At 34.8% G+C, this 8,181-nt stretch carries 7 protein-coding genes; all 7 read left to right on the forward strand.

Translation table 11 applies throughout. The features are described from left to right. The gene (locus X927_RS02615) at nucleotides 1-792 is read left to right on the forward strand and encodes an electron transfer flavoprotein subunit beta/FixA family protein (RefSeq protein WP_103076557.1); all 792 of its coding nucleotides are present in this window, start codon (nucleotides 1-3) and stop codon (nucleotides 790-792) included. Then, nucleotides 789-1,790: an electron transfer flavoprotein subunit alpha/FixB family protein gene (locus X927_RS02620; RefSeq protein ID WP_103076558.1), complete on the forward strand. Its 1,002-nt coding sequence runs from the start codon at nucleotides 789-791 to the stop codon at nucleotides 1,788-1,790. The genes X927_RS02615 and X927_RS02620 overlap by 4 nt, the downstream gene beginning before the upstream one ends. Beyond that, nucleotides 1,783-3,201 (forward strand): FAD-binding oxidoreductase, encoded by a 1,419-nt coding sequence (locus X927_RS02625; protein WP_103076559.1) that lies wholly within the window; start codon nucleotides 1,783-1,785, stop codon nucleotides 3,199-3,201. The genes X927_RS02620 and X927_RS02625 overlap by 8 nt, the downstream gene beginning before the upstream one ends. Nucleotides 3,202-3,219: 18 nt before the next feature. Next, nucleotides 3,220-4,686: a rhamnulokinase gene (locus tag X927_RS02630; protein ID WP_281255669.1), complete on the forward strand. Its 1,467-nt coding sequence runs from the start codon at nucleotides 3,220-3,222 to the stop codon at nucleotides 4,684-4,686. A gap of 218 nt (nucleotides 4,687-4,904) precedes the next feature. Continuing rightward, complete coding sequence (locus X927_RS02635; protein WP_103076561.1) at nucleotides 4,905-5,606, forward strand: hypothetical protein; 702 nt, start codon at nucleotides 4,905-4,907, stop codon at nucleotides 5,604-5,606. Nucleotides 5,607-5,625: 19 nt separating this feature from the next. Next, nucleotides 5,626-6,114, forward strand: a complete 489-nt coding sequence (gene bcp / locus X927_RS02640) for a thioredoxin-dependent thiol peroxidase (protein WP_103076562.1) — start codon at nucleotides 5,626-5,628, stop codon at nucleotides 6,112-6,114. Between the two features lie 247 nt (nucleotides 6,115-6,361). After that, nucleotides 6,362-8,181 (forward strand): methyl-accepting chemotaxis protein (locus X927_RS10305; protein ID WP_103076563.1); only part of this gene is annotated, 1,820 nt, incomplete at its 3' end.

Here is an 8,181-nt window from a genome sequence, read left to right on the forward strand (position 1 = left end):
ATGGAAATATGTGTATTAGTCAAACAAGTACCTTCCACTGACAAGGTACAGATAGATGAGGAAACTGGCACAATGATAAGAAGTGAATTGGAATCCGAACTCAACCCATTGGACATGTATGCAGTCGAAGAAGCGGTAAGAATTAAAGAAAATACACCACAAACTAAAATAACGGTTGTGACGATGGGGCCTTCTTCAGCAGAATACGCACTAAAAGAAGCAATATCAATGGGATGTGATGAAGGAGTATTGTTAACTGATAGAAAGTTTGCAGGTGCGGACACCTTAGCAACCGCTTATACGTTGACTCAATATTTAAAAGACAAGCAATACGATATAATATTCGCCGGTGAAAGGGCAACAGACGGAGAAACAGGTCAAGTAGGACCATCCGTTGGAACACAGTTAGATATCCCTATACTAACCTATGTCAACAAGATAATTAACATTACAAACGATACGATAACCGTTCAAAGGGCTGTAGAAGGTGGAAACGAAATCATCCAAACTCAGTTACCGGCTTTAATAACAGTTGTGAAAGAGATAAACGAACCAAGATTACCAAATTTAGAAAACAAACTAAAAGCTAAAAAAAGTATTATAAAAATAGTGAGCAATCAAGAGTTAAAAATAGAGGAAGAAAAGTTAGGACTTAAAGGATCTCCAACAAGGGTTGTAAAGGTATTCTATCCAAAGATATCAAGAAATGGTGAAAAAGTAGTAGTAAAAACTCCACAAGAAGCCCTAGAAAAAATAACAAGCTTTCTAAAAGAAAAAGGCGTGATATCATGAATCAAGAATACAAAGGCGTATGGACGATAGCGGAGGTAAATGATGGAAAAATAGAAACGGTATCGTACGAACTGCTTTCATGGGGAAAGGACTTAGCCACAAAATTGAACGTTGAACTATCAAGTGTAGTAATATCAAACAAAGCGGAAAATTTGGATAGCCTTATTCAACATGGGGCTGACAACGTGTACTATGTTGAAGATGAAAAACTAGAACATTTTTATCCAGATGTACACACAAACATACTTAAAAAAATGGTAGAAGATTTTAAACCTGAAATAATACTAGCATCTGCAACTACAAAGGGAAGAACTCTCATGCCTGCTCTTGCTGCAAAATTAAACACTGGCTTAACAGCAGATTGTACAGATTTTGAAATAGAAGAAAAAACAAGATCACTGATACAAATAAGGCCTGCTATAGGTGGAAACGTGATGGCAAAGATAAAAACAATAACAAAACCACAGATGGCTACGGTAAGACCTAAATCAAAACTGCCTTTAGCTAAAGACGAAAACAGGAAAGGGAAAATAACAAAAATAAAATACGATGAAGAACTCTATCAATCAAAATATAGATGGATAGAATTTAAAAAAGACAAAACCAGCGTACAACCACTTCAGCAAGCTGATGTAATCGTAGCTGGGGGTAAAGGGTTAAAAAAATCCGAGAACTTCAAATACTTACAAAATCTATCAAAAAAATTAAAAGGTGCAGTCGGTGCGACAAGGGCGGTAGTAGATATGGGGTGGATAGACTACTCCCACCAAGTGGGACTTTCCGGAAAAACCGTTAGCCCAAAACTGTACATAGCGATTGGAATATCCGGTGCGGTGCAACACTTAGCTGGAATGTCGTCATCTAAATATATTATAGCGATAAACAAGGATCCAGAAGCACCGATTTTCAAGGTATCTGATCTTGGAATAGTATGTGATGCTTTAGATATACTACCGCTGTTAGAAAAAGAAATAAAATCAGGTGATAAAAATGATTGAATACAGAAAGGTAACTACCACTACTGTTGAAAAGTTGAGAAAAATATTAAAAAACGATGCACTACTGATATACGATGATACAGAAAGTCTAAAAAGTTATTCAAACGACGAATCAGGTGGAGAGTATTACGCAAATATGCCAGAGGTTGTAGTAAAACCGGAAACCAAAGAGCAAATATCCCAAATAATAAAACTGGCAAACAACGAAATGATCCCCATAACACCAAGAGGAGCTGGCAGTGGATTGGCTGGGGCGGATATACCAATATTTGGAGGTATAGTAATATCACTTGAGAGAATGAACAAAATAATAGAAATAGATTCAGAAAACTTAGTTGCTGTGGTTGAACCAGGTGTGGTTACAAACGATCTATGTAGGATTGTATCAGAAAAGGGATTATACTACGCAGGATATCCTATGAGTGTAGAAACGAGTTTCATTGGAGGTAATGTTGCTACTAATGCAGGTGGAAGTAAGGTAATAAAATATGGAAACACAGCTCATCATATATTGGGATTAGAGATGGTAATGCCTGACGGCGAGATAGTAGAATATGGAGGAAAAAGAAGGAAAGATTCAAGTGGTTACAACCTATTACAACTTTTCATTGGCTCAGAAGGAACGCTCGGAATATTCACAAAGATATACGTAAATCTCATACCCCAGCCAGGAAAAGTTGTTGACCTGCTGGTTCCCTTTGAAAGTGTAGAAAAGGCTATAAGCAATGTCGCACCATTAATGGTCGAGACAAAGAGTTTACCCTCAGGAATAGAATTCATAGACAAGAAATCCATTTACTATGCTTCAAAATACACGGGAATGAAATTACCATACCAGGACGAGGTAGAATCTTATCTTATAGTTCAATACGAGGCAACGAGCTTACAAGAGATTGAAGAATTGTATGAAAAAGGCGGGAAAGCCTTACAAAAAAACGGAGCAAAAGATGTATTCATAGCAGATAACAGAAGTAACTCAGAAAAGATATGGCGTATGAGAAGAAACTGGTTGGAAAGCTTAAAAGCTGTAGATCCATATGTACCAACTGGAGATGTCGTAGTACCAACATCTAAGATTCCTGAAATGATGAAATACATCAATGAAGTATCTAACGAGTTCAAAATAGATATCCCGGTTGCAGGGCATGCAGCCGATGGTAACCTCCATCCTGCACCATTAAAACCAAAAAACCTCCCACCGAATGAATGGAAAACCTTATCGGAAGAGATACTTGGAAAAATAGCGATGAAAGCCGCCCAAATGGGTGGTGCCATAAGCGGGGAACATGGAGTAGGGTTCATAAAAAAGGAATTACTAAAAAAGACAAAACCAAAACAGTATAAATGGATGCAAGAGGTAAAAGAAGCATTTGACCCTAATAACATCATGAACCCAGGAAAGTTATTCTAAAAAATTTTCAAAGAAAAGGTGATAATTTTGAAATATCTACACTTAGCTATTGACCTCGGGGCGTCAGGTGGAAAAGTAATGGCAGGTAGCATACATAATGACAAACTTATATTGAGTGAAGTAAACCGTTTTCCAAACTCCCCAGTTGAAATAAATGGAATATCTTATTGGAACATTTTGAATTTGTACAATCATATAATTGAGAGCATTCAAATAGCTCAAAAAAATGATCAAAAGATTCTATCTTTAGGAATAGATAGTTGGGGAGTGGACTTCGGACTTTTAAACGAAAACGGTTATTTAATAAACAATCCAGTTCATTACAGGAATATGTTTAAGACTAATATAATGCAAGAGGCAATAGAAAAAGCTGGCAAGAAATGGATATATGAACACTCTCCAACACAGTTTCAACCGTTCAATACATTGTACCAAATATTAGCCTACCAAAAATACGCTCCAGATTTTGTCAAAATATCAAAAGACCTGTTGATGATCCCTTCATTATTAAATTATTTTTTAACCGGTGAAAAAGCTATTGATTTCACAATGGCTACAACTACTCAAATTTATAATCATAGAAAAAGAAATTGGGACGAAGAAATAATGAAAAAGTTTGACATTCCTGATATATTACCTGAAATAGTCCCTGCTGGTACGAATATTGGTAAAATAAAAAAAGATGTATTAAATAACAATTCAAACATAGATGTAATTCTGCCAGCCAGTCATGATACTGGATCTGCATATGCTGCAATAGCTTCAGATCCCTCAGATACCTTGTTCATTAGCTTAGGAACATGGTGCTTAACTGGTGCTATTGTTAAAGAGGTCCCCTTCAACGAAGAACTCATGGAAAACAATTTAGCCGCAGAGGGTTGTTTGGATGGATCCTTTAGAATATTGGCAAACGTTACAGGCATGTGGTTAATTCAGGGTATTATAAAAAGTCTTAACTTGCCGGATAACGGCGATACTTATCAAAAAATTACAGATATGGCACAGAATGCAAAACCATTTTCTTCTTATATCAATGTAGATGATCCTTCTTTACAAAATCCTCAAGACATGATACAGGCAATAATTCAGCAGTCTATAAAAGATAATGATACCGTTTTAAATGAAACATCTCAGGTTATAAGAACGGCATTGGAAGGGATTGCCTTCAAAGTAAATGAAGTTAAAGAAAAACTATCAAAGATATTGAAAATCGATTTTAAAAGAGTTCATGCGGTAGGTGGAGGAACCAGAAATAAATTACTTTGTCAATTCATTGCGGATGCAACAGGACTCACTGTTTTAACTGGTCCTATTGAAGGAACCGCAGTGGGTAACTTAGTTTCCCAGTTATACGCCCTGAAATTTCTAAAAAACTTTGAAGAAGCAAGGGACTTAATAAAAAGATCTTTCGACTTTCAAATTTTTGAGCCTAAAGAATATGACGTCTGGAAAGAGGCTTTTGCTTCTTTTCAAAAGAAAAAATGACATGATTAATACAACCAAAAGGCGGACACTTGTCCGCTTTTGGTTTATTATGGGGGTAGATTTCGAACTTTCTCAAGAAAGTAATAAATAATGAATATTAAAAAACAAATTTGTTGTTAAAATAAACTTAATATTCCTTTATATTTTTTTATCTTAAATTCATTTAATTTTTATAAAATCAACTGTAACAAAATTTTTCACATATGGGGGGGGTAAATATGAAAAAAACTGTTTGGTTAATAACGTTGATTATTCTTTTAGTAGGTTTAGTGTTTTCACAAGAAGTAAAAAACGGTCAGTATGGAGGACTTGGCGGTGGAGATATTGGTGCTCAATGGCTTGATGTTAAAGAATTAAATACACAGTTAAAAGCCGCTGGACTTCCTGAATTAAATGAAGTGGCTTTAGCTAACGGGGGTGGGGGTTATGGAGTAATGGGAAGATTTATAATAGGGGGAGAAGGATACGGTATAGCTACTAAAAAGAAATCTAGTGAGAAAACGGTACAACTCGACATTGGTTATGGAACATTCAATATTGGTTATTTGATCTTTTCTAAACAGTCTTTTCGAATGTACGTTCTTGGAGGTATTGGTGGTGGTGGAATATCCTTGAAAATTTCCCAAGACCCTGATTCTACAGATTTTGAAGACACTTTGTCCACTTTCAACGAAAATACTCTTTATACCGAATTTCCTATCTTTAAAGTAGGAATAAATGCTGATTACATATTATCTTTTAGTGATGATGAGAGAGCCGGAGGTTTGGCTATTGGTTTGGCAGCAGGGTACACATATGCACCTGTTGGCTTGGTGAGTAGTTGGAAATTATCCGAAAGAACCATTGGAAGTGTACCAAATTTCGGACCCACAGGTCCATATATTACTTTTAGAATAGGTGGTGGAGGATTCGCCTTTTAAAAAAAGAAAGGGGTTTAAAATGAGATATCTAAATTTTGGAATAGGTGATAAAATCCCAGAGTTTTCACTTAAAGATGTTGATGGTAATCAGATTAATAGCAGGGATTTTATTGGAAAATGGCTTGTCCTCTATTTTTATCCGCGAGATAACACTCCTGGTTGTACTAAAGAAGCAGTTGATTTTTCAAACTACTTAGAAGATTTTAAAAAATATAATTGCCAAATAGTTGGGGTAAGTCCCGATACTGTAGAAAAACATGCAAACTTTAAAGAAAAACACAATTTAAAAGTGATTTTACTAAGTGACCCTGAACATTCCATTCTGGAAAAATTTGGTGTTTGGCAACTAAAAAAGAATTATGGTAAAGAAAATTGGGGAGTTGTCAGATCAACACTTCTGATAGATCCAAATGGAATTATTAAAAAAGTATGGGAAAATGTAAGAGTAAAAGATCATGTTTTAGAGGTATTGGAAAGCTTGAAAGATCTATCAAACAACAGGGAGTAAACTCCCTGTTGTTTGTAATAGTCTATTTTATTGAATTCTTCTACTGCCTACTACCTAGTTGACCATTGTACATGAACAAATATGAGCATGAATAAGTTCTTCCTTTGCTTGGACTTTCATCCAATTAGCAAATCCTTCTAAATATTAATTAAACAGTGAAATTCACTTTTTATATTACTTTAGTTTACTAATTTTTTCGGATATGGTATAATTTTTAAGAAAACGATTCCAGGAAGGGGGAACTCAAATGAAAAAATTTGACCTATCTAAAGTTCATTGGTTTAATAAATTTGGTAACAAAATAGGAATTATGTTGATTCTTTTCGCTCTGATACCTAGTGTGTTTTTTGTAATATACATTACAAATGCCATTCAAAAAAACTCTGAGCAAAACGAGGCACAAGTATCGGCTTTGATTGAATCCTTGAATAATGATTATTCGGATCAAATTAATGAATATAACTCTTTAATTCAAGAGCAACTAAACCAATACAACGACTATTTAACTAATCAAATAAAAAACATAGAAGCACAATTTTCTGAACAACTAGAAAAAAATTATACAGATTCTTTTGATAATTCTTTAGAGACCTTAAGTCAAGTTTTTACCAATTTCATAGATACTCAAAAAAATTCACTTGAAAAATCAGGAAAAATGATAGCTGCTATTCCGGGTATTCAAGAGAAAACTGCTTCAAAATCTATTTCCCTGATTGAGAGATACAGTTTACTTGAGCCTTACGTAACATCTCAGCAGTACAACGGCATTCAACTTTGGGTCATGAACAGTCCTGATACTCCTGGGAGTGGTTTGGAAATAACTTCAAAAAATGCTTCGTATAAAGTACAAAAAAAGGCCGAAACGTATTTACCAGGATATGAATATACAAAAGAGTTGAATATTGAAGATTTTTTAAATAACCAATTTAAAACAATTCTAGACATTGGTTATATGACTCCAGTCATAGAAAGTAAGTCTTTCGATTCTACGCCTTATTTTATCGGAATTTTTCCCATTGTTGATCCTATTGCTACAAATACTGTAAATGGATTTTTAGTAATATTAGAAGAGTTCGATAATCAGAAATTGTTGGAAATATCGAAACTTCTAAACGCATATATCACTTTATTCGATAAAGACTTCAAAGTTGTTTATTCAAATCTACCAGAAGAGGAAGTTTCTTTAAACGAAAGTAAATTAAATGAGCGATTTATCACCGAAGAAATAATCAACAAACAGTTGAGAAGTTTTTATTTTCAAATAGATGAATTTGATGGCATATATCTTCAAATTGCCAAAGAATTCCAAACATTAGAGACATCAGTCAATATCCCTTTACAAACATCTTTTGAACTACCTTCATTGACCCCAAAAAAAGTAGATTTCGAATTAGACTTAGGCTTGAACAAAATTATCAGAAACGTTATGTTTGGATTGTTAATTCTAATCGTCATTATTATTGTTGTTTCTTATTTATTTACAAAACAATTTGGAAATAGAATTGAACGATTAACAAATGCAGTTAAAAAACTTTCAAAAGGAGACTTAACGGTAAACTTTGAAAGTAAAAGCAAAGACGAAATAGGACAGATGGCCAATGCTCTATCAGAAATGAGTAAAGAATTAAGAAGATCCATGGGGTCAATAAGGCAGGCATCAGACAAAGTAGAAAACGCATCAGAAAGTCTAACACGATCATCACAAGAAAGCAGAAAGAACTCAGAAGAACTCAAAGACCAGATGGACAAGATACAAACAAGTACAGAAGAAACAGCAGGAAACGTAGAAGAAGTAACCTCAGGGGTAGACGAAGTGGCAAGGGCAGCACAAGGTGTATCCCAAGACGCGCAAAGATTAAGTGAAGAAGCAGATGAAACGAGTAAAGCTGCAGAAGAAGGAAGCAAAACGATAGAAAGTATAAGTCAAGCGGTGAAAGAAGCGGTAGAAAGGACAAAAGAAAGTCAAAAAGAAGTAGAAACACTCGCAAACAACGCCAAGAACGTACAAAGTATAGTAGAAACGATAAACTCGATAACGGAACAAACGAACCTGTTGGCACTAAACGC

It is taken from the genome of Petrotoga mexicana DSM 14811 (assembly GCF_002895565.1).
Taxonomy (GTDB): domain Bacteria; phylum Thermotogota; class Thermotogae; order Petrotogales; family Petrotogaceae; genus Petrotoga; species Petrotoga mexicana.

What these genes read in the sequence shown, in the direction of transcription:
- X927_RS02620 (WP_103076558.1), top strand. Translation starts at nt 789, where the DNA reads ATGAATCAAGAATACAAAGGCGTATGGACGATAGCGGAGGTAAATGAT.
- X927_RS02615 (WP_103076557.1), top strand. Translation starts at nt 1, where the DNA reads ATGGAAATATGTGTATTAGTCAAACAAGTACCTTCCACTGACAAGGTA.
- X927_RS02625 (WP_103076559.1), top strand. Translation starts at nt 1,783, where the DNA reads ATGATTGAATACAGAAAGGTAACTACCACTACTGTTGAAAAGTTGAGA.
- X927_RS02635 (WP_103076561.1), top strand. Translation starts at nt 4,905, where the DNA reads ATGAAAAAAACTGTTTGGTTAATAACGTTGATTATTCTTTTAGTAGGT.
- bcp (WP_103076562.1), top strand. Translation starts at nt 5,626, where the DNA reads ATGAGATATCTAAATTTTGGAATAGGTGATAAAATCCCAGAGTTTTCA.